Origin of the sequence: Leptospira kmetyi serovar Malaysia str. Bejo-Iso9 (assembly GCF_000243735.2) — a bacterium.
Lineage (GTDB): Bacteria > Spirochaetota > Leptospiria > Leptospirales > Leptospiraceae > Leptospira > Leptospira kmetyi.
The window spans coordinates 2,696,144-2,718,737 of sequence record NZ_AHMP02000003.1; the positions used below are offsets into that span (position 1 = coordinate 2,696,144).

The window sequence follows — 22,594 nt, forward strand, 5'->3', positions numbered from 1 at the left end:
ATGGAAACGTTCCGACTTTTTCTAATCTCTTATACAGTTTTCGGATCGTATCTCGGTTTTTTACTCTGCACGGGTCAAATGGTTTTAAATAAAATCACGGCCCTCAACCGACTTCTCGCTTTGTTGTTCGTTTGTCTAGGAGTGTTACAAATCTCCGTTCTTTGCATCGTTTACGAACCCGAGAATTTTTATCCTCGTTTGATTCTTTTGTATCTTCCTGTGTTGGGAACGATCGGTCCGGTTTTATACGGGATTCATAAAATCATCCAAGATCCGAATTTCGAACAAACCAAATTCGGGTTAAGAATAAAACACTGGATTCTTCCCGGAATTCTGTGGGCGATTTATCTTCTCAGTTTTGTTAAACGAAGTTCCGAAATCGAGGACGAAATCCGTTTCTTTTTAATCGAAAGAAGTTCTGCGGATTGGATCTGCGTTTTGCCGTTGGGAATTTTGATTTCTTACATTCTTTCCATTCTTAAGGGAAGCAGAATGTTGTTCAAAGGCGAGATTCTTAGAAACGAATGGACCGCGCGCGTTCTTTTGTTTATCTTATGCGCTACGATCCTCAATCATTCCGTTGCGACTTTGTTTTTGATCGATCGAAACGTTTTCTTTCTTCTTTTGAGTTCTTCGATGATGGCGTTCAGCCTTTGTGTTTCTTATCTAATCGGAAGAAAATATCCGCAGTATTTTCAAAATCTTCAAAACGTTGCAATGGAAACAGCCAAAAAATACGCGCGATCGCTTTTACAAGGAATCGATCGAAACACGGTGCGGGAAAATCTACTTCAATGTCTCGAAAAGGAAAAAATCTTTCGGGACGAGGACTTAACCTTATCAACGTTAGCCGACGAATTGGCGCTGACTCCGCATCAGCTTTCGGAGTTCATCAATCAGGAGATGGGAAAAAATTTCGCGGCTTTGATCAACGATTATAGAATTCGAGACGCGTGCGACTTTTTGTTAAACGAACCGGAACGGTCGATTTTGGACATCGCGTATGAAGTGGGGTTTAGAAGCAAAACGTCGTTTCATCGTTCTTTTCAGAAAGGAACGGGCTTGTCTCCGTCCGAATACAGGGAAAAGAATCGGAAAAAAGTTTCGGAATTTTAAAAACTAGGATAGAATTTCAATCGGATCGGACCCGGTTTATAAACTGGGACGACGACTTTCCGAAAGCGAGTTAGCATAACCCGATTCGACGATCGAAGAGGCGACTTATGAATTCTCAAGTGAAAACTCGAACCAAACCCTACGAAACGTTTTCCGAAAAGGAAAAGACGAAACGGATCATTCAATGGATCCGTTTTTGGGACAATCGAATTCGGTTTAGATTTCCTTTTTTAACGCGACATCAAGATACGATCGGTTTATCGATCACGATCGGCTCGGCATCCGGTATGATCCTGTTCGCCTCGCTCTATTTGATCGGAGCGATTCCTTTTTGGGTTTGTATCGTTTCCAACGCGATCCTTGCGTCCTTTCTCCACGAGATCGAACACGATCTGATTCATAATCTTTATCATAAGGGAAATGCGAAGATCCAAAACTTCATATTCTGGGTCGTTTGGCTTTTTAGAGCGAATACGGTCAATCCTTGGTTTAGAAGGGAGATTCATCTTCTTCATCATAAACTTTCCGGAAACAAAGAAGACGTGGAGGAAAGAATGATCGGAAACGGAATGCCTTTCGGTTTGAGAAGAATTCTTACGATGATCGACGGAAATTTCGCATTGGTTCTTCAGGGAAGAAAAGTCGCAAAGGACGCGTATTCCCAACTCAGAAAGATCAAAGCTCCTCGGATCATCGGACCTTATCGGGAAATCTTCTTTCTTTCGTGGTATTCGTTTTTGTTGTTAAACGCATTCCATATTTTGAATGTTTTGGTCGGAACTCCGATTTCCGAACCGGAGTTTTTACAGACGTTCCGATCGATTCTAAACGCGGCGGCCGTGGTCTATCTGATTCCGAACTGGCTTCGTCAAACTTCGATCCAGATCGTGTCTTCAAACATGCACTACTACGGCGATATACCGAACGTTTACAATCAAACCCAGGTTTTGAATTCTTGGTTTGTGTTTCCCTTTCATCTTTTCTGTTTCAACTTCGGAGCGACTCACGGAATTCATCACTTCGTTGTAAATCAACCTTTTTATCTCAGACAGTGGACTGCGTTTTACGCGCTTCCCGCGATGAAACGTTACGGAATTCGTTTTAACGATTTTGCAAGTATGTTCCGATCGAATTCCAAACTCGTTTCCGAAAATGAGTTCGAACTTTCCGAACCTACAAAACTTCAAATTCCCAATCCAAGATAACATAGATCGATGCAGAACACGAACGACTTGGAAAAAATCAAGATCCGGGAAAGAAGTTTAGACAAAGCGGAATCCGCGTTTTGGCTTTTGGATCAAGCGTCCTCGATGAACTTCGCGGTGATCGCGGAAGGAAACGGAGAATTGAACCAAAACGAAATCAGAAAAGCGCTCGATCACGTTCAAGCCAAACATCCGCTCGCAAACGCAAGGATCGAGCTCGAAAATGGAACCTACTTAACCTTTCGGATCGGAAACGAAAATCGAATTCCGATCCGGACCTTACGATCCGAAGGAACAAATTGGACGGACCTCGTCGCGGAAGAAATGATCGCTCCTTTTTCTTTAGGAGAATCTCCGTTAATCCGAAGTCTGATGATCGAACTCGAAGCGGATCGACGGATTTTCGTTTTGATTTTTCATCATAGCATTGCGGACGGCCGATCCGGCGCATATTTTATGATAGAGGTCCTGAACGCCACGAAAAATAATTTAGATAAATCGAATATTCAAAATTCAATAAATATCCCGGACTCGGCATTCTCCCTTTTGTCCGATAAAAGCTACGAACCAATCGATCCAAAAGCAAAAAACACGGACGCTCCCAAGACCGAAAAAATCAAAACGGGAACGATCCCTTCTTTTTCCAAAAAGAAAGAAAACGCAAAACCTTCTCTGTACGGTTTTCAAATCAACGAAACCGAACTTGAAAAACTTCTAATTCGTTCCAAAAAAAACGGAACCACCTTACACGGAATTCTCGGAGCCGTTCAACTATTCTCTTTGCGGGAACTGCTGGAAACGGAAGATCCGATTCTACTCAATCTTTCCAATCCTGCGGATCTAAAACCCTATCTCAACGAAAGAACTTCCGCATCCACACTCGGACTTTATATCACCTTGTTGACCGTCGGAGTTCCGATTCATAAAGGTTCGGATTTTTGGGAAGTCGCTCGGGAAATTTCATCCTCGCTCAAATTGCAACTCGGCAATCCGAACGAACGAACCCGTTTTTACGATCTACTTCCGAGCGCGGAACAGATTCTCAACAAACCCAATGGAATTCCGTTTTTTTCGGCTTTGTTGCAGAAATTTCCGCAGGCTTCGGCGCTCAGTAACGTGGGAATTCTACCTTCCGTAGAAAAATTCAAAATTAAGAATATTCAAAATGTATCATTTACGGTCCATCCGTCCCTATCCCAACCGGTCTTCGTTTCGGCTTCGACTTACGAGGGAAAACTAACGATCTACATCCATTGCGACTTGAATCGATGGATACGAAAAGATCTGGAAAAGTTTCAATTGGGATTTGAGGAAAAATTAAAGAGACTTGCAGGAAGTTGAATATTCCGAATCGAAATCTACAATCTCCAGTGAGACGTTTCGACCCGATCCGACCAATAATCCAAAGTGTTTTTTAGAATCGCCAGATCTAACGGTTTGATCAGACAGTCGTTCATTCCTTTGGAAACGTATTTTTCCTTACTGCTTTCGATCGCGTCCGCGGTCAAAGCGATGATGATCGGAAGTTCCTCGTTCTGTTTTTGGGAACGAATCCATTTGGTCGCTTCGATCCCGTCGACTTCGGGCATGTGAATATCCATAAGAACGATGTCGAACGTATCCAACTGCATTCTTTCGATCACCTCACTGCCGTTATGTACGACAACCGGATCGTATCCCAATTTTTTCAAAGCCCTTTCGATCAAAAGACAATTCGTTTCGTTGTCTTCCGCGACGAGAATTCGGATCTTCTTGGGAACCACGTCCGAAGAAACTCCTTCCAAATCTTTCGCGCTTGCAGGTTCGAGAATCGTTTCGATTTCGGACGCCGACGGAATTTCGTAAGCGATCGAAAAAGAAAACCGAGAACCCTTTCCTTCCTTACTTTCCAAACTCAAAACTCCGCCTTGCAATTCCACGAGTTGTTTGGTGATGCTCAAACCCAAACCGGAACCGCCGAACTTTCTCGCCGTGGACGTATCGCTTTGCGAGAACGCGTCAAAAACTTGTTTCTGTTTTTCGGGAGGAATTCCTATGCCCGTGTCCGAAACCGTAAATTCGATGAGAATATTTTCGTCGGAAATTTTTTTCTGAGAAACTTTTAATACGACTTCGCCGCGATTGGTGAACTTGATTCCGTTTCCGGAAAGATTCCATAAAATCTGACGAAGTCGAAGTTGATCTCCGTAAACGTATTCCTGAATGTCGAACTTGCCTTCCAGCTTGAAGTCGATCTGTTTTCGTTTTGCGAGAGGATACAAAAGATCGTGAATCTCGTCCAGAACGGAACGGATCGAAAAAACTTCCTTGTCGAGCGAGATTTTTCCGGCTTCGATTTTCGAAAAGTCGAGAATGTCGTTGATGATCTGTAACAACGATTTGGCGGAACCGGAAAGAATCTTGATGTATTCCTTTTGTTCTTCGTTGAGTTTCGTCGTTCCCAAAAGCTGAACCATTCCGAGCACGCCGTTCATAGGAGTTCGGATTTCGTGACTCATATTCGCGAGAAAACTACTTTTAACCTGGGACGCTTTTTCCGCGACTTCCTTCGCTTGAATGAGTTCCCATTCCGTTTCTCTTCTTTGTTGGATTTCCTTTTTGAGAAGAATGATGTTCTTATGAATCTCGGATTGTAATCCGTCCTTGAGTCTGAATTCCAATTCCTTAATTCTCTGAACGAGCATGATCGAAAAAAGAACGGATTGGGAGATATACGCCAACTTAAGAATGTGCAACGAAAAATAATCGAGAGAGATCACGCCGGACGCGCTGAGATTGGTGAGAATTCCCGCCGTCGGAAAGATCATGTGAATCAACAAAAGACTTTTCGCCGATTTAAAGCCGCTTTGAATCCGGATGATACAAAAGTAAACGATGATGAGGTTGTTGATCAATATTAGATAATATGAAAATTGATTCAGTTGAGTCGGATACAACAAGGACAACGGAAACAGAAGAAGATTGAAGAACACGTAAGTATACGTGGTGATTCTCGCGCGTTTGTCCTTTTGAACCTTATCCGGATATAAGAACTCCAAAGAAAAAAGAAACAAAAACAAGGCCGCGCTGTAAACGAGAAGAAGAGTGACCGGAAGATAATAGTGTCCGTAGTTCGGTTTAAAAAGAGGCAAAGCCAATCCGTCCCAAGACGTGAGATAAGCCGCGAAAAAGGTCAACATCAGAAAGTAATATAGATACGACCTCGTTCGGAAAAAGAAATACAACGAAAGGTTGTATAAACTCATCGCGATTCCGAAACCGACGGTCAAACCGACGACGATCGATCTGAATTGTTTCGTAACACGATATTCTTTTTCGGATTGAAGAACGAAAGGAATTCGAAGAGGAGTTCCGCTTTTGATTCTGCAGATGATCTGAACCTCTTCGCCCGGTCGAAGATCGAAGTCCAACGTGGGAAAGTTTTCGTCGTAGGTGCGGTTCGATCCGGCGAGAATTTCATGAACGATATTCTCGTGCGCATAACGATAATGAATGTCCACTTCCTGAAGATAAGGATTGTAAACTTCGAACTTTCCGTAATAACTTACGTCCGTATCGTTCTTTAACGGAATGTAAAACCACGCGGTATGATTCGTAAAACCGAGAGAGATCAGTTCGGAAGGAATGGTTTGAAAAGAAAGCGACTCGTCTCGGTTGAAAATTTTTTCCTTTAAGTCTTCGCCTTTCGCATCGCTAAAGTAATGCATGAAGGAACGAAAAGAACCGCTCTTCTGCAACTGAGAAATTTTGCCGGAAACGGGGAACTCGGATTCGCCGAACAGAGAAGCGTTGAGTAGAATCGTTATGCCGAATGATAATAAAAATCTCATATTAAAAACGGAAAGAACCAAAAAATCGGAACGGTTATTTTTGAGATACTTTCCGAGATCTATTTTATGAGTAAAAAGATTTTTTCAACCCGAGATCTTTTTGGCGTTCTTTAAAATCGATTAGACGATTCGTTTTCCTCGATTCCCGCACCGAGAATCTTATCGATCATTCCGTATTTCAGCGCTTCCTTTGCGGAAAACCAAGAATCCCGATCCGTGTCTTGTACGATTCGATCCAAAGGTTGTCCCGTGGCATTTGCCATAATTTCGTTCAAAAGGTCCTTTTCCCTCTTAACGGATTCAGCAAAAATACGAATGTCCTCCGCGGGACCTTTAAATTCTCCCATAACATGAGGTTGATGGATGAGAATTTTACTGTGCGGATACGCCGAACGATTTCCCTTATCACCGCAAAGAAGAAGAACCGCTCCGAAAGACATGGCCATTCCCAAACAAGTCGTATACACCGGCGGACGAACGCTATTCATTACGTCCAAGATCGCCAAACCCGCGTAAGTCGAACCACCGGGAGAATGAATGTACAACGAAATCGGTCTCGTGGGATCGACCGCTTCCAAATATAAAAATCGATCGATCAAATATCTCGCGGAGTTGTCGTTGACTTCTCCCCAAAGAAAAACCTTTCGTTGTTCGAGATAAACCGATTCGATCTGAGGAGAAGAATAAATCTGAGTTGCTTCCAATGTATTCTCCTCCGTCTAAGCCGCGACCGAAAGAAATCGAAGACAAGCCTCGGGTCTGTAAATTTCACCGATCCCGTCCCGGAGAATATCCTTCAACTTCAGATGTCTTTTTTTGATAAACGAAAGCGTTTTTCCCTGTGACTTTGAAATTTCGTCTAACGTAAAGTTTTTGTAATAATACAACTCGATCAGTTTTCGATCCTCGGGAGAAAGTCGGTTTACGTTTTTCAGGATCGCTTCCGAACGTTCCTTTTCGAAATAGGTAAGATGGGTTTCGCCCGCGTTCTGTTCGAATTGTTGGAGATCGGCGAAAACGAGACTTTGGTTTTCTTTTTTTCGTAGGATTCTATCCCCGTGTTTGATTACGGCTCTTTTGAGAAGAATCGGAAACGCTTCAAGAACCTTGATCGCGTTTAAGTTTCGATAAAGATCCCAAAAGGATTCCTGAACGACGTCCTCGGAAAGATCCTCGTCCTTGAGAATTTTCACCGCGTGTTGATAAGCGAAGCGGGAAAACCGATTCTGCAATTCCGTCCAGGATTTAAGATCTCCTGCCTTTGCGTTTTCCAAAAGTTCGATATAGGATTTGTCTTTCATACGTTTCAAAGTCCCGGTTCGCCGAATTTTAGTTCTTAAAAAACGATTCTCCTCCGGGAATTTTTCGGAAAAAGCATTTTATTTCCCGAAGCGGCCCGAAGGAGAATCAACGGCTAATGGATGTCTACATTCTACCCTTATCTTTCAGCCGATTTTTTAAAGCCTTGGACATCTGTTTGTCCTTTTGTTTTTTCTTTCTCGCCTCTTCGGGATCGTTTAGAATCCGATAGGCCCTCAGCTCTTTCGAGAGTTTTAAATAGGAAGAATATCGAGCCTCTTCGATTCTTCCGTCTTCCAAAGCCGCGGCGACTCCGCAATCCGGTTCTCCGTTATGCGAACAGTCGTTAAAGCGACATTGTTCCGCTGCCAAGGCGATCTCCGGAAATACTTCGTCGAGTTCGTCTTCGTCGCCTCCGGTAAAAAGTCCGACTTCGCGGATTCCGGGATTGTCCATCAGAATTCCGCCGCCGGGCAACAGAAACAATTCCCTGTGAGTCGTGGTATGTCTTCCGGTTCCGTCCGAGATTTTCACCCCGTTCGTTTTCTGGACGTTTTCGCCTAACAACGAATTAATGATCGTCGACTTACCCGCGCCCGAAGAACCCAAAAACGCGATCGTTTTTCCCGGTTCTATAAAACGGAGAATCGCGGAAGTCTGATTCGCGTCCAAAGCGGAAATCATTTCCACCGGAATTTCCCCCGCGACGGTTTTGATTTCTTCGAATTTGGTTTCGGGATTTTCGCAAAGATCCATTTTGTTCAACACGATCGCGGTTTGCGCTCCGCTTACCTTCGCCAAGAACAAATAACGTTCGATTCTTCTCGGACTGTAATCGTTGTCCAAACCCATGATGACCAACAACAAATCTATGTTCGACGCGATCGCTTGGGAACGGTTTCGTTTCCCGGGATTGCTTCTTCTTAAAAAGGTTTTTCTAGGAAGAATTTTTTCCACGATACAAAGATCGTCTCCGTCGATCTCGCGTACGAGAACCCAATCTCCAGCGACGATGGATTCTCCCGAAGATAAAAGGATTCCGGAGGGGATTCCCTTACGTTCGCCTTGGTCCGTTAGAATTTTTGAATATTCTCCGTAAACGGAAAGAATCCGTCCGGGTTTTAAGTTTTCGATCGATGGAGATTCCGTAAGAAAGATTTCCGGATCCCAACCGTATGAAACGAGGATTGAAGTTGATAGTGACATTTGATTCCTACTGATTTTGAATTAAGATACATAACGCCCCTATCCGTTTGGCGGATTCGAGGGTTTAGATTTTCAAAAAGGAATTAAACAATCATATTCGAACTTTCGATAATAGATTCCGTAAGTGATATTTTGAAGTCAACCAAAGAACGACTCAATTATTTCCACGAATTCAAATCCTCTCATCGCTATTTTTCTTGCAATATTTTCCTTTTTTGGAAATATTTTGCCAATTTAACCCAGGCAAAAACATTGATTAAAAAAATTTCTCAACCCATCGAAAAAATTAAAAGTCAATACGAGGCGGTCGTAATCGGTTCCGGTTACGGCGGCGGAATCGCGGCTTCGAGACTTTCCAGAGCCGGAATCGAAGTCTGTCTTCTGGAAAGAGGTAAAGAAATCAGACCTGGAGAATTTCCGAACAAGGAAATCCCCGCTTTTGAAGAAGTTCAAGCGAACTATGAGGACAAACATATCGGTTCCAAAAGCGGTTTATACGATTTTCATTTTAACAAAGACATCAACGTTTTGGTGGGATGCGGTTTGGGCGGAACTTCGCTTATCAACGCGAACGTAAGTTTGAGAGCGGTTCCCGAAGTGTTTCAGGATTCCGCTTGGCCGAAAAACATTCGCGAAGAAGCCGCGCGTCACGGGATGGATCCGTATTATTCCAAAGCGGAAGAGATGCTGAGACCGAACGTTCTTCCGAGTCAATACCGCGATCTCGCGAAGTTTAGAGCGTTGAAAACGTCCGCTTCTTTTTTGAAGAAGGATTTCTATCCGACTCCGATCAACGTTACGTTCGAATCGAAGTTGAATCACGTCGGAGTCAAACAGGACGCTTGTACGAACTGCGGTGATTGTGTAACGGGTTGCAACGTTTCTTCCAAGAACACTACGTTGATGAATTATCTTCCCGACGCGACCAACTTCGGAGCGCAGATCTTCACCGAAGTAAAAGTGAATTATATCGAAAAGAAATCGGATCATTGGCTCGTTCACTTCATTCCTTTGGGAGTGGATCGCGAAAAATTCAGCAAGGACGAACTTTTTATCCGTGCAAACACGGTGATTCTCGCAGCGGGAGCTTTGGGTTCCACGGAAATTCTTCTGAGATCCAAGGAGAAAGGTTTAAGCGTTTCCGACGCGGTCGGAGTTCGGTTTAGCGGAAACGGCGATATGTTAGGTTTTTCTTATAATGGAAACAAGAGAATCAACGGAATCGGTTTTGGAAGTAAGAATACGAACGGAAACGCAAACGTGGGCCCTTGTATTACGGGAGTGATCGATACGCGCGTTAATTCTCCCTTGAACGAAGGAATGATCATCGAAGAAGGTTCGATTCCGGGTGCGATCCGCGGACAACTTCCGGCGATCTTCGCCCTCGGTTCCAAACTCACGGGCGTAAAAACCAAAAAGGGATTTTTTCAGTGGGTAGTTGAGAAATTTAGAATATTCTTAAGTTTTATTCTCGGTCCGTATCGCGGCGCGGTTCGAAACACGCAGACTTATCTCGTGATGGCTCACGACGGAAACGACGGTAAGATGTTTCTTCAAGACGATCGTTTGAGAATTTCCTGGCCGAATGTGGGTAAAAAACCGATCTTCGAAAAGATCAGCACCATTCTCAAAGAATCCACCGTTCCGCTCAAAGGAACTTATATTAAGAATCCCGTATGGAACAAACTGACCGATCAGGATCTGATTTCGGTTCATCCTCTCGGCGGTTGTCCGATGGGAGAGGACGCGAGTTCATCGGTGGTCAACGAAAACTGTCAGGTTTATTCAGCTAACAGCGGTTCGGCGGTCCACGAAGGTTTGTATGTGATGGACGGTTCCGTGATTCCAAGATCGTTGGGAGTCAATCCGTTGTTGACGATCTGCGCGATTTCGGAAAGAGCCTGCGAAAAACTCACCGAACAAAAAGGACTCAAGATCAATTATCATCTTCCTTCTTATCCCAAGAACGCGGACGTTTCGGACGAAACGACCTTAGGAATCGAATTCACGGAATGTATGAAGGGATTCTTTTCCACACAATCCAAAGAGGATACGGAAAGAGGATATCAAATCGGAAAGGACGAAGGATCTTCGATCGAATTCCTTCTTACGATCCGAAGCGAAAACCTCGAAGAGATGATCGACAATCCCGATCACAAAGCCACGTTATTCGGAACCGTAAAGGCTCCTTTTATATCCAAAGACGTCATCACCGTAACGGGCGGAGAATTTCTGCTTTTTATTTCCAGAGAGGATCGGGTCGAAACCAGAAACATGGTCTATCGTATGATTCTCAACACGGAAGAAGGTAAGAAATATCTTTTCGTGGGCGCCAAGTGGATTCAAAACGACGGGCTTACGAACATCTGGAGAGATACGAGCACTCTCTATACGACCATCTACGACGGTGAAACCGAAAATTCTCCAGTTTATGGTAAAGGAATTCTGCATATTCTTCCCGAAGACTTCGCCAAACAGATGACGACGATGAAAGTTATTAATGCGAAGTCCATCCTCGACGATGTAAAAGGAATGGCCAAGTTCGGTTCGTTCTTTGCGGGCGCGTTATACGACGTCTATGGAGGCGTTGCGAGTTCCATCGTTCCTTGGGACAAGGACGCAAGACCGAGAACCAAAAGACCTCTTCGAGTTTCTCCGCCCGAAGTTCATTTTTTCAAAGCGGAAGACGGAGCGGACTTAAGACTTTTACGATATAAGGGCGGAAACAAAGGACCGGTTCTTTTATCTCCGGGCTTGGGCGTTTCGAGTTTGATCTTCAGCATCGATACGATCGATACGAATCTTTTGGAATATCTGTACGCGAACGGGTTCGACGTTTGGCTTTTCGATTATAGAACTTCGATCGCACTTCCTTCAGCGCCTCTTCCGAACACCGGAGACGTGATCGCAACCAAAGATTATCCCGCCGCGGTTAAGAAGGTTCGCGAACTGACCAAGGTCGATAAGATCCAAGTGGTCGCTCATTGTTTCGGCGCGACCACGTTTACGATGGCCTTACTCGCAGGTTTGGAGGGAGTTCGTTCCGTTGTGATTTCCCAAATTTCCGCCGATGTCGAGGTTCCGACTTCGATGGACATCAAGGTGGGACTTCATACGGCCGAAATTCTCGACGCGCTCGGCGTGGAAGACATGACCGCTTACACGAGCGATCACGACGGCTGGCTGGACAAATTCTTCAACAGCGTTTTGGCGTTACAGCCCCAATCGTTATTCGCACACGACGTAAATCCGGTCAGCAGAAGAATCACCTTCCTCTACGGAAGTCTTTATAAATTAGAAAACTTGAATGAAGAAACCTATCGATACGGTTTGGGAGAAATGTTCGGCGTTTCGAACATCAAGGCTTTCGAACATTTATCGAAGATGATCCGCGCTCACAAAGTGGTAAGCGCACAGGGAGAAGACGTTTACGTTCCTCATTTGGATCGGCTCAATCTTCCGATCACGTTCATTCACGGAGCGGAAAACCAGTGTTATCTTCCGGAAAGCACCGAAGCGACTTATCAAAAGTTGATCAACCGGTTCGATCCGAATCAGTATAGACGTCACGTGATTCCGGGTTACGGACATATCGATTGTATGTTCGGAAAGAACGCTCACAAAGACGTGTTCCCTTTGATTCTTCAGTCCTTAAACAAATACTGAAGAATCAAATACTTTAAGATTTTATAATATTATCGAACGGAAGAAAGAATGTTACAAGACAACTCATATTACGACGCAATCGTCATCGGCTCCGGATTCGGGGGTTCCATCAGCGCGCTAAGACTTTCCGAAAAAGGTCAAAAGGTTCTCGTTTTGGAAAGGGGAAAAAAATATTCTCCCGGACAATTCCCGAGAGACGTAACCCAAGTGAACAATCTACTTTGGCGTTATCCTAAAAAAAGAAAATCCCTCGGTCTTTACGAACTGAATTTTTTCAGCGGACTCGGAACCGTAACCGCTTCCGGTTTGGGCGGCGGGTCTTTGATTTACGCCAACATTCATATCCGGCCCGATCAAAAGGTTTTCGACGATCCTCGTTGGCCCTCTCCGTTTAACAGAAGTTATTTGGATCCATACTACGATAAGGTCGCCTCCAAGTTGGACGTAAAACCGGTTCCTCCCGAATGGGATCTTCCGAAACGAAATAAATTTCGCGCGGCCGCGGAACTCAATCAACATACGTATTTCGATCCGGACGAGGCCGCAAGTTGGTTGAGCCCTGCAAGACCGGGACAATCGACCTGCGTTCGTTGCGCCGAATGCGAATTCGGTTGCAATCACGGGGCGAAGAATACATTAGATTTTAATTATATTGCAGACGCGCAAAAAAACGGAGCCGTATTTCAAACCGATTCTTTGGTTTCCCATATCGCTCCCGATCCGAAGAACGGTTACGTAGTTTATTACGAGAACACCGAAACCGGACAAAAACATGCCGTATACGCGAAGCGGGTCGTTCTTTCCGCCGGGACCTTGGGCACCAACCGAATTCTTTTCAACAGCAGGGACAAATACAAAACGCTTCCGAACCTGAGTAAACATCTTGGTAAAGGATATTCCGGCAACGGAGATTTCTTAGGCGGAATCGAATCGAGCAAAACCGATCTCAAACCTTGGGACGGCCCGGACGTGACCACGGTCATTAATTATTTTCCGAAAGGTTTTCAATTTACGATGGCGGCTCCTACGTTCAATCAACCCGTGATGACAGTTCTTGCTTCCTTAGGAATTGCTAAACCGAATTGGTTCTTGAGATTGATCGGTCCTCTTTTTTGGAAAAGTCTGCAATGGATTCTTCCTTTTATCTTTAAGAAAGGATTGCTTTCCAAACCTCTACCTCCGGGAGCTCCGGGAGCGGGAAACCCGACTTATATGACGAACCTGTTCGCGATCGGAAGAGACAACGCCAACGGAAGAATCGTCCGTTGCGGCAAAAACATCGACGTTAAGTGGAATTATTCCAAAGAGAATCAAACTCTCATTAAGGATATGACCGCTTCGATGCAACAAGTAGGAGACGCATACGGCGGACAATTCGGACCACTGGCAACGTTTCTGTTATTCAATCGAATCATATCGGTTCACTCGTTGGGCGGATGTATTCTCGCGGCGAACCCGGACAAAGGAGTCGTCGCGGAAACGGGCGAAGTTTTCGGTTATAAGAATCTATTCATCGCGGACGGATCGGTGATTCCTTCTTCGATCGGATTTCATCCCGTAATGACGATTTCAGCGGTCGCGGAACATACCGCGGCTTCGATCTGTGCCGGTTTATAAATCGATCGCGCAAACAAGGGATTCGAGAACGAAAGTAATCCATATTTTTTGAATACAAGAATACCTTAATTTAAGAATATACTTGAACTATTTCAAACGGAAATAAATCGTTCCGGAATCGACGCGTCCGCATCCGAACGTCGCAAACATAGAAAAGGGACAAAAAATGCAACAGGATCAACTCTATATCGACCTTGGTTTGTCTGAAAATCAATACAGTCCGGAAGTGATCGCCGGACAACAAGTTTATACGAGCAGTTTTTTAAGAGTCTACGACCTCGTGGTTTTACACATCATCAGCAGATGGTTTTGGCGTTGTGATCCACAGAACATGGTCGATTTATACACGAAAAATTTAACCGGAAATCATTTGGATATCGGAGTGGGAACCGGTTATCTTTTGCAAAAAGCGAAATTCCCCGTCGAAAAACCCACGATCTCGGTGATGGATCTCAACGCGAACAGCTTGATCGAAGCGAGAAGAAGACTTTCTCATCTCGCGGGAAAATTCAACGCGTATCGAGCCAACATTCTCGAGCCGATCCAGACGAAGGAAAAATTCGATTCGATCGGAATGAGTTTTTTGTTTCACTGCGTTCCGGGTCCGATTCGTACAAAGGCTTCCACCGCGTTTCGAAATCTTTTGAAAATCCGCACGCCCGACGGTGTGATCTTCGGTTCCACGGGATTACACGATCTCGGTCAAACTCATTTGTTATCGAGAAGAGGAATGAAGAATTTAAACAAAAAAGGCGTTTTTCACAATACTCAGGACACTCTTCCCGATCTCGAAGCGGCTCTGAAAGAAAACTTTAAAGAATACGAACTGTATGTGATCGGCGCGATCGCATTCTTCGTTGGAAAAAAAGCGAAGTAAACGGAAAGAACGAAAACGTTTTAAGATTTTTGTAAAGTCGAACGGATTCCCACATTAGAATTCCTCTTCGATAAAGCGTCTTTCGGATCGTCAGAGATGATCACTCATTCTCCATTCTTACGTTTGCACGGTTTCGATCAAACAACAACCGAACGGTTTTCTTCCAAACGTTTGAGATCGGCCTTGGCTCCGAGCTGTTGAAGAATTCCCGTAGCTGTGGAAATTCTATCCTGATCGTCCAGAAGAAGACCGGCTTCATACAGAGCGGTCGCGTATTCCCATTGATTCGGCGTGTTGGACAAAAAGGATTCCGCTTCCTTAAAGATGGCTTCTGCTTTTTTGCGATCCCCCGCGTAGAACTTCAGTTTTCCTTTGAGCATCAGAGCCGGTCCGTAAAGATACGGAAGAGATTTTCCGAGTTTTAAACCGTTCTTCAAACCGTAGTTTATGATCTTGTTTAAACTCTTATCGCCCAATTCGTTCTTTGCGTAAAGAGCGGCTTCCGCAAGATAAACGTTACCGATTTGAAGTTGAGGAAACTTCACTTCACATTTTAAGAATCCGGCGTAACTTCTTCTGGACCAATGCGCCGCCTTTTCGGGCCAACCTTCGAGAATCGCAAGTTTGAGAAGTTTATTGATCGTGGAAAGTTCGTTCATCACGTCGTTTTCCAAAGCGGCTCTTTCTACTTCGATCAACAGTCGTTTCTCCAATTCGAGAGGCTCCACTTCCCCGAGAAGATAACCGAAATACGGGGACCAAATCCGAGTCCATCGGAGCTGAAGTTGCGCGCCCAAGTCGCTCGCGATTTCTCCGATATCGTCGAAGTATTTTTTCGCCGTTCTAAAATCGGATTGAAAGTAGTAGAGAAACCCGCCCGATGAAAGCGCGGATAACAAATCCCATTTCTCCCCGACTTGACGATAGATCGAAATCGAATCGTGAAGAAACGGAAGTCCGAGATCGGGACGGTTTAGCATCATGTAATATACGCCTTGAACCAAAAGACTGATCGCCTTCGCGTACGGATCTCCGGTTTTTTCCGCGAGTTCTCTTCCCTTAATCAAGAAATGTTTCGAAGGTCCGAAAAGATTCATTCCCACAAAAACCTGACCAAGGGCGCATTCCGCAAGGGACTGACGAACCGGATCGTTAAAACGTTGTGTCGCGTTGTATTGAGTGAACACAGACCAGCCGAACTTCTTGATGTCCTTCATGATGTATAACTTTGCGAGAGTCACGAGAATGATACATCTGAGTTTCAAACGTTCCGCCTTGCTCGCGGAAGTATAAGAGGAACCGAATAAGGAGAATCTAAAAACAAAAGGAAGTTGTAATACGATTTTGAAAATCGTATCGGGTCGGCTTCCCGGAGGACGAACGCCGGTAATCCGAAGCGCCTTCTCCAAGGTTTCCATCGCCCTGGAAATATCGTCCTGTTCCTGATAAACCTGACCGAGACCGGTATAAGAACGAATCAGATTGAGAGTGGATTTGTTTTCGAGACATTCTTTAAAAAGAACTTCCGCGACGGAATATTCTCCGAGCTGACGATGAACGTGCGCGAGTTCTTGGGTGATTTCGTAATACGTATCGCTCTTCGACTTTTCGAACTGAGCCATAAACTCGAGAGTTTTGCCGTAGTGATAGATCGCGTCGCGGTTCGCGTATCTGCTTCTCGCCTTGCGTGCGGCCATCAAAGAATACTTCGAAGCTTTTTCGAAATCGGAACACTGTTGATAATGGAACGCGAGAATGTCCGCCATCTCCACGATGTTATCGTCGTTTTCCTGCTCGATAAACGAAGCGATTCTTTTGTGAAGATCCTCTCTTGTGGAATGCAAAAGAGTGTTATAGACGATGTCTCGAATCACGATATGTTTGAAGATATACGTAAGCGGATCGGTGATTTCCAAAGGAGTCAGATCCAAACCTTCCAAACTCTGGAGAATATTCTGAATTTCGGAACGGAACTCGACGGGCAACAAATGATTCAAAGTTTCCACGTTGATCAAACGTCCGATCACGGAAGCAGTCTTGATAACGATCTTTTCCCTTTCTTGAAGACGATCCACGCGCGCCAGAAGAACGTCGTTTAACGTATTCGGAATCTGAATGTCCCTGGTTTTATCGGAAGGAGAAAGGGTTCCATTCTCCAGTTTTTTCAGAGTCCCCTCTTCGATTAAGTTGTGAACGATGGATTCGAGAAAGAAAGGATTTCCGCTGGATCGGTTGAGAATCTGATCCAAAAATTCCTCTTGGCTCGTGTCCATCTGAAACTTATGAATGAGAAAATCCTTCGCTTCTTCCGGTTTGAATTCCTTCAGACGGATCAATTCCTCGTTAGGCGAAACCGCTTCTTCCGCGAATTGGCCTTCCGGTCTGGAAACGAGAATCAACATAGATTTCATGGAAGGAAGACTCGACGCGAGTTTTTCCAAAAGACGACTGGAAAGTTCGTCGATCCAGTGAACGTCTTCGAAGATCAACATCAAAGGTTTTTGTTCCGCTTTTTCGCGTAACAAAGAGATGATGATCTCGAACAATCTTTCGTTCTTCTGTTTACGATCGAGTTCTTTGGTCAAAGGATCTTCTTCGACGGGAACTCCCATAAGAGCCACCAGAGCCTTGGCCCAAGCGAGATCGAACGAATTCAAAGTATCTAATGCTTTTTCAGCCTTGTTTACTCTTGTTTCCACGGAATCGTCTTCGAAAATTCCGAGGAAAAGACTCAACAATTCCTTCCAAGGATAGAATGGAGTAAACTTTTCGTAAGGATAACAATAACCGATGAGAATCTCCACGTTCCGATCGTAAGCCTGATCGATAAACGTGTTCGTCAATCTCGACTTGCCGAGTCCCGCGTCCGCGATGATTCTGCAAACGACCCCGTTTTTTTCGATAACGGTATCCAACATCTTATGAAGACGATCGATCTCTTCCTTTCTTCCGATCATCGTATCTCTGTATTGAATCAAAAGACCGGGAATATTCTTTTGTTCTCCCGTGAGTTGAAAAACTTTTTTGGCTCCCGCAACCCCTTTGAGTTCCACGTCGCCGATTTCGTGAAAGGAAAAATTCTTACCCAACTTGGCTTTAGTTTGAGAATCGATGAGAATCCCGCTCTGACCGCCGAGGGTCGCGAGTCTTGCGGCGATGTTCATCATCTCGCCGATCGCCGTGAAGTCTTTTCGAAACGGCGCGCCCAAATCTCCGCAATACGCCATTCCCGTTGAAATTCCGATTTGAATATTCTTTGCCGCCGGATAATTCACGGCTCCTTCCATCAATCGAATCGAAAATCTTGCGGCCAACGCTTCCTTGTTTTCCAAAGCCGCCGGCGCTCCGAAAAGAATGCTGAACACGCCGCCCTTATCGGATAAATCGGTGACAACAAACGTTCCCGAACAAGCCGCCGCGACGCTTTGAACGTGCGTGAAAAAATCGTTGAAGTTTCTGGAATCCGTACTCGATTCCAAGGGAGAATCGATCCGCACGAAAACCGAAGCGACTTCCCGATAATCTCCCGAAAATGCCTTATGAATGCTCGTCGCTCTTTGATACAACTCGGGGACGATAAACCGTTTACAACGTTTGAAGAATCGTTCGTCCGAAATCCGATCCTCCGCTTTGGAACGGGAAGGAGGCGCGACGATGTTATCGCTCTTTTCGCAATCGACCAAACGATAAAAGTTCGGATTCACCGCGTCTCCCACTTTGGATGCGGGCAGAAGATTCCAAAGATCCGCGCTGAGAATGATCTCACCGCCTAACGCGTGTTTTTCGGCTGAAATGGATTGATCCACCGGGGTTCCGGCGATCACGGCTCTTAAGAATCGATCCTGTTCGCCTAAGATAAATTCCTGATATTCTCCGTAAGCAAGTCCTACGCGCGCGGGAAGGTTCACCGTTTCTCCCAAAAGTTCGTTGGAGCTGTATTCGGAAATCGAATTAAAAATTCCTAATGCACATGTGGCGACTCGATGCGCGGCCTCGACATCCGTTTCTTCCTCTTTTTTTTCGAAACTGACCAACACGGAGTCGCCCGCAAATTGATAAACCGCTCCTCCCCATTCGTTGAGATGTTTTAACAGCGCGGTGTAGTAATTGGAAAGAACGGTTTGTAAAGCGTCGATGCCTCGGGTTCCTTTTGCAGCTAACGCGAGAGTGGTGGGAGTAAACCCGACAACGTCGAAAAATAGAACGGCGCCGTGAAACGATTGGGATCGTTGCAGTTTCGATTCGTTGGAATCCGCCAACCTCCGAACGATCGCGGAGGGGAGATAAGGTCTGATCAGTTCCAGTGTGTCTTTGATGGATTCCGTTGCGCTATTCATATTAATCCTAAAAACGAATGTTATTTTTGTGTATTTAATTCTGCAAGCCTGTTAGACGAATATTTTTGGCTAAAAATTCTCCACATTGTTTCCGTGCTTGCAGAATTATGATTTTTTTACTAAAGTTTCGCTGTCGGCTTAATTCCCGTAATCCCCTCCGCAACTCTTTCCGAAAGAGCGGCGATCGTCATGGATGGATTGGCTCCGATCGCGGTCGGAGACAAACTTCCGTCCGCAACATACAATCCTTGATACGAAAAAACCTGACCGAATGTCTTGGAATCCGCGGATGTCACAGAGTTCGCTTTCGAATTCCCGAGTATACAACCGCCTAACGGGTGTACGGAGACGTTGTTACGAATCGGCCAAGCCCAAGTGGGAAGAGGAAAGTAAGAATCCGCTTTGATAAACGAAGCGAAGTCCTTCATCACTCCGAGAATCGCTTGATAAAGCGACATACTGTTCTTTTGCGGCCATTGAACTTGAAATCCTCTTTTTCGATCCCATACCATTCTTCCGTCCGCGCGATCGATTCCCATACAAAGCAAAACCGCCGACGTATAGGACAAATCGCCCTTCATCAGTTCGCTCAATAGATAACCGACCTTTCCGAAAATTTTTCCGCTCAAAAATCGTTTGAACAATTCTCCGATCATGTGAAAGAAAAATCCGATTCTTAAAAACCAAGGAATCGCCGCTTCCGCAAAGTAAGAAGCGAAGACGGGATAACTCGCGTCCTGAAGTACGAACGCTTTTTTCGGATCGTAACTCTTGAATAAATTATAATCCGTGTATTGAGTGATAACTGGACCATAGTTCGGATTGGCGGGTTCTTTCCCTTTCACGGCAAAGGATAAGAAATCTCCGTTACCGGAAAATTGAAGTCCGAGATGATCGGAAATATCCGGAAGCGTTTTGAATTCTTCCTTACATTTCAAAAGAAGTTCGGTACTTCCTAACGTGCCCGCGGAGACGACGACTCGTTTCGTTACGACCGAAGTGAGTTCTTTCGTTTTTCCTCCGAGATCCCTGTAGTAAACCCTGTATCCGTTTTCTCCGTGCGCGGACGGGTTGTCGTTTCCGTCCGGTCCGAGAGGAACGATCTTATGAACGAGATGTTCGGTTCGAACGTCCGCTTTGTATTTATTCTCCGCAACGAACAGATAATTCAAATCCAGCGTGTTTTTGGAATGTGTGTTGCATCCGATATCGCATTCCGCGCAATACACGCAGGAAGTCTGAACCGCGCCGTAACGATTCTTTTCCTGAAGTCCGATCTCGGTCGGTTTTTTAAAATCGTTTCCGAAGAATACGTTGATGTCCGCGAGTTTGGATTCTCTTCCCGCGGACTTTGCGAACTTTTGATAGAGTTCGGTGCGTACGATTTTTCTACGCGGATCGTCGTTGATCGGAATCGGTCTCGAACCCAAAACCTCTTTTACGATTTTGTAATACGATGTAAGACTTTTCTTTTTTACGTTTGCGGGCCAGCGTTCGTCGAAGATATGATCGGGCGGTTCGAGAAACACGTTCGCATAAATCAACGAACCTCCGCCCAATCCCGCGGAGATCACGACGTCCATATGTTTGTAGTTCCGAATGTCGAACAATCCGGTTTGATTCAGCTTGGACAACTTTTTCGGACGAACCTTGGAGCTGTTCTCCTCGGGAACGTTCCAAAAATTCTTGGACATATCGTGCGGAGAACGCGGAAAGGAGCCCTTCGGATAACGTTTTCCCCGTTCCAGAATCAAAACCTGTCCCGGCCACTTTTTACTCAGTCTACAACCGTTTACGGCTCCGCCGAAACCGGTACCAATCACAACCGCTTCATATTTTTTCATTACAACCCCAAAGAATATATGTGTATATTAGAATAAACTAAACTCAAAATGATTCAGAAGATAAATCCCGATGATCAGGGCGCCCAAAAACGAAAGAAAGGAAAAGATAAAATGAAACTTATCCCATTTTTCCAAGGACTTGAATCCCTTATAAATCCGTTTCGAAGACCACTTAGGCAATTCCTCGATTTCGTCTCCGAGTTGATGAAGATCGAAAAAGCTGAACAGGATCAGGAAGAATGTCAACACGAGAAGAAGAGGATTGATTCCGCCCGAAATCGTACAAAACACTTCACCCGTATAACTCAGATTATCCCAGCACACGAAGGTGCGCGCGGCGATCCAAGCGACCAGAACGGGAAAACCCGCGAATACGATCAGCACTTCTCCCCAGATCGACTTATTCTTTACTTTCTTTTTTCTTTTTTTACGGGGATTTTCTTCGCTTAACGATTCTGCCATAGGTCGTCTCCCTCATAGAGTTCGATTTGTTTGCGCGATTTCTCATCATTGAAATAGCCGAGACGTTTCCAAACGTCCAAAGAAACCTGTTTATAAATTTTCCAAGAACCTCCGCAATTCGGAGTGAAAGGAATATCTTTTTGTTCCACGACCTTTTCCACGTATTCCTGACAATTCTTTGCGGGATAACGTTCCTTTTGAATCGGATTGTATTTCGGATACGATTTGGATTCGGTCAAACGATTGAGAAGAATTTTCCGAAGTCGATCCTCGCACTTGGAACCGAAGATACAATGCCAAGGATTGTTGTTCGTAAGTTCCTTCGCTTTCGGAAAGTCGTCGTTGATCACGACGTCTTTTAAGTTCGAACGAAACAAACCCGGAATTCCTTTTGCGTAATTCTCCCAATCGGAAACGCGTTCCATACTATGAACCGGATGATCGGGTAAGGTCATATCGGAAGCGTGCCCTCTTCCGGTGGGATACATCTTCTTATCGTTTCGTAGTTTACGATGTGCAAACGAATCTCCCAAAAGATGAAACGCAAAACCCAACGCACAAAGTTTTTCGGGAGGTTTTTCTTTTTTGGAAGTAAGCTCGGTGCGAAGACGATCGAGCGTAACAAGCGCGACGTTTCTTAGATGTTCGCTGTCGCCTCCGGTCAAACCGTGAAGCAACTGTTGTACTTCCGCCATTCTTCCCAAGGTCTTAGGCGAACCCTGATCGGTAAAAACCCAAAGCAGATAATCGAACGGATGTTTAAACGCCAACTTTTGGTAAACTGAAATCGCATCCAATTCGGGAACCTCGTCCGGAAGCTGAGTGCAAAAAGCTACGAGTGCGGTTTCATCCTTTGTCAACGGAGAAGGCGTATGAAAATTATTCAAAACGGTTTGCACCGTATAAAAATGTCCGTCCTCCTGATACGAATATAGGCTGTGACATAACAACAAAAGGAGAACGGAAAAGAATTTAGTCAATTTCTTCCAAAACATAAATCGACAATAAATACTTTTTTTAACAACAATTGCAACAATAGTTTACTTCCGTGACAATTTTCCTGACATTTTTTAGGAAAAGCTCGAAGTTCTTAAAGAACGAAGCGTCGTGTTTGAAATTCGAAAAATATGCTTGT

At 44.8% G+C, this 22,594-nt stretch carries 14 protein-coding genes; 6 read left to right on the plus strand and 8 right to left on the minus strand.

Features of this window, described 5'->3' with window-relative positions; genetic code table 11:
* From LEP1GSC052_RS15070 to LEP1GSC052_RS15080, 3 genes are all read left to right on the plus strand, one after another.
* Nucleotides 1-1,116 (plus strand): helix-turn-helix domain-containing protein, encoded by a 1,116-nt coding sequence (locus LEP1GSC052_RS15070; protein WP_010573424.1) that lies wholly within the window; start codon nucleotides 1-3, stop codon nucleotides 1,114-1,116.
* Nucleotides 1,117-1,223: 107 nt separating this feature from the next.
* Nucleotides 1,224-2,321, plus strand: a complete 1,098-nt coding sequence (locus tag LEP1GSC052_RS15075) for a fatty acid desaturase (protein WP_010573423.1) — start codon at nucleotides 1,224-1,226, stop codon at nucleotides 2,319-2,321.
* 9 nt (nucleotides 2,322-2,330) lie between these two features.
* Nucleotides 2,331-3,662, plus strand: coding sequence for a condensation domain-containing protein (locus tag LEP1GSC052_RS15080; RefSeq protein WP_020986632.1), 1,332 nt, complete (start codon nucleotides 2,331-2,333; stop codon nucleotides 3,660-3,662).
* Between the two features lie 17 nt (nucleotides 3,663-3,679).
* Here LEP1GSC052_RS15080 and LEP1GSC052_RS15085 read toward each other — a convergent pair whose 3' ends face one another.
* From LEP1GSC052_RS15085 to rsgA, 4 genes are all read right to left on the minus strand, one after another.
* Nucleotides 3,680-6,151 (minus strand): hybrid sensor histidine kinase/response regulator, encoded by a 2,472-nt coding sequence (locus tag LEP1GSC052_RS15085; protein ID WP_040913625.1) that lies wholly within the window; start codon nucleotides 6,149-6,151, stop codon nucleotides 3,680-3,682.
* A 110-nt stretch (nucleotides 6,152-6,261) separates the two neighbouring features.
* Nucleotides 6,262-6,855 (minus strand): ClpP family protease, encoded by a 594-nt coding sequence (locus LEP1GSC052_RS15090; RefSeq protein WP_010573419.1) that lies wholly within the window; start codon nucleotides 6,853-6,855, stop codon nucleotides 6,262-6,264.
* Between the two features lie 15 nt (nucleotides 6,856-6,870).
* Complete coding sequence (locus tag LEP1GSC052_RS15095) at nucleotides 6,871-7,452, minus strand: RNA polymerase sigma factor (protein ID WP_010573418.1); 582 nt, start codon at nucleotides 7,450-7,452, stop codon at nucleotides 6,871-6,873.
* A gap of 124 nt (nucleotides 7,453-7,576) precedes the next feature.
* On the minus strand, nucleotides 7,577-8,656 hold the full coding sequence (gene rsgA, locus LEP1GSC052_RS15100) for a ribosome small subunit-dependent GTPase A (RefSeq protein WP_010573417.1): 1,080 nt from the start codon (nucleotides 8,654-8,656) through the stop codon (nucleotides 7,577-7,579).
* Between the two features lie 252 nt (nucleotides 8,657-8,908).
* Between rsgA and LEP1GSC052_RS15105 the strand changes: the two genes are divergently transcribed.
* The 3 genes from LEP1GSC052_RS15105 (at nucleotide 8,909) to LEP1GSC052_RS15115 (ending at nucleotide 14,816) form a co-directional block, all read left to right on the plus strand.
* On the plus strand, nucleotides 8,909-12,322 hold the full coding sequence (locus LEP1GSC052_RS15105; RefSeq protein ID WP_040913626.1) for an alpha/beta fold hydrolase: 3,414 nt from the start codon (nucleotides 8,909-8,911) through the stop codon (nucleotides 12,320-12,322).
* Between the two features lie 48 nt (nucleotides 12,323-12,370).
* Nucleotides 12,371-13,939: an FAD-dependent oxidoreductase gene (locus tag LEP1GSC052_RS15110; protein ID WP_010573415.1), complete on the plus strand. Its 1,569-nt coding sequence runs from the start codon at nucleotides 12,371-12,373 to the stop codon at nucleotides 13,937-13,939.
* 166 nt (nucleotides 13,940-14,105) lie between these two features.
* Nucleotides 14,106-14,816, plus strand: coding sequence for a class I SAM-dependent methyltransferase (locus LEP1GSC052_RS15115; RefSeq protein ID WP_010573414.1), 711 nt, complete (start codon nucleotides 14,106-14,108; stop codon nucleotides 14,814-14,816).
* 137 nt (nucleotides 14,817-14,953) lie between these two features.
* On the opposite strand, the gene LEP1GSC052_RS15120 is transcribed toward LEP1GSC052_RS15115, so the two are convergent.
* From LEP1GSC052_RS15120 to LEP1GSC052_RS15135, 4 genes are all read right to left on the minus strand, one after another.
* Complete coding sequence (locus tag LEP1GSC052_RS15120; protein WP_010573413.1) at nucleotides 14,954-19,153, minus strand: AAA family ATPase; 4,200 nt, start codon at nucleotides 19,151-19,153, stop codon at nucleotides 14,954-14,956.
* Between the two features lie 119 nt (nucleotides 19,154-19,272).
* Entirely contained in the window at nucleotides 19,273-20,997 is a 1,725-nt protein-coding gene (locus tag LEP1GSC052_RS15125) for a GMC oxidoreductase (RefSeq protein WP_010573412.1), read from the minus strand.
* A 27-nt stretch (nucleotides 20,998-21,024) separates the two neighbouring features.
* On the minus strand, nucleotides 21,025-21,459 hold the full coding sequence (locus LEP1GSC052_RS15130; RefSeq protein ID WP_020985679.1) for a hypothetical protein: 435 nt from the start codon (nucleotides 21,457-21,459) through the stop codon (nucleotides 21,025-21,027).
* The gene (locus LEP1GSC052_RS15135) at nucleotides 21,444-22,454 is read right to left on the minus strand and encodes a hypothetical protein (protein ID WP_010573410.1); all 1,011 of its coding nucleotides are present in this window, start codon (nucleotides 22,452-22,454) and stop codon (nucleotides 21,444-21,446) included. The genes LEP1GSC052_RS15130 and LEP1GSC052_RS15135 overlap by 16 nt, the downstream gene beginning before the upstream one ends.
* Nucleotides 22,455-22,594 lie beyond the last annotated feature (140 nt).